The sequence below is a fragment of the Moorena sp. SIO3I6 genome, from assembly GCF_010672095.1.
This window is the reverse complement of record NZ_JAAHHU010001729.1, coordinates 1-1,036: the sequence shown is the minus strand read 5'-3', so window position 1 is coordinate 1,036 and position 1,036 is coordinate 1. Positions and strand designations below refer to the sequence as shown.

The following is a 1,036-nucleotide window of genomic DNA, read 5'->3' as shown; positions in this document are numbered from 1 at the left end:
TGGCCAAGGTCAATCCCATTTAGCTGGCAATTTAGCTTCATCCGCTCTTATGCCTCACATCTCAATGGGCAGCATGAGTGTCAGATGAATTGCGGACAGGGTATATCTCGTTTATATTAGATATAGTAGGGAAGACAAATTAAGAGCTAACCGCCACCTACTAATCAAAAATATAACTTATTGTATTGTTCCGGCGCGGAGGGGCATCCCGTGTCGTTAATAAAGCTTACCGAGTATCCGAACCGTTGGGTGGAGTTGGTAAGAAGCCCACACTGTAATCTTTGATAAGCGTGTGGGAGTATGTCACTTCTGGATTAGTTCATTGGGTATCGCTACTTTAATCACAACAGTTTCACCTTCGGCTTCCCAATGAGCGCTCGCTTCCACCTGCGAGTTTAGTTCTGGATTCATTGGTATTGCCACCTTGATCGCCACTTCTTCACCGACTGTTTGAGCAACACTAGTAGGTTTTACCCTAGGCTGAGCTACTAGTGAAATAGGTTTGAGCAGGGGTTGGGAGCTATTGTCCTCTTGGAAATCAGCAACAGTTGCCATCGCCTGTGGTGCTGGTGCTACCACAGCCATTTCACCATTGAGTTTGGTAAGGTTAGAGCTTGGTACCTCAGTGGAGCTAATTGTGCTGAGGTTTGGATTACGGTTAAACACAAATCTGGGCTGCAGGAAACTTTTTAATAAAAGCCACAGCAAGCTGAATTCTCCAGGGGTATCACAAGGTTTCCACTGACCCACACCACAAAACAGCATTTCAATTAAACACCGTGTTTGGGGTAAACTCATCTGCTGATTAAATCCTATTTGGAGAGTTGGACTTTCACTCGTGAGGTCTGTGTGAGTAATCTTTCCTGGTAGTCGCAAGTTCTCCCCCATTATTTTCAGACTTACTTTGAGATTGTCTTTAAGGGAGATAGATAGCTTCTCAGTCAGCTTGATTTGAGCACCTACTTCAGAAATCCACTTAGTGATGCCCCAATAGGTTTGACCTCCTATATTTATTCGCACCACTTTACGTAAGTCA

General features: G+C 44.4%; 1 protein-coding gene. It reads right to left on the bottom strand.

All coding sequences use genetic code 11. The annotated features are described in order from the left end of the window. Positions 1-303: 303 nt before the first annotated feature. Positions 304-1,036 (bottom strand): PilZ domain-containing protein (locus F6K49_RS52685; protein ID WP_293111088.1); only part of this gene is annotated, 733 nt, incomplete at its 5' end.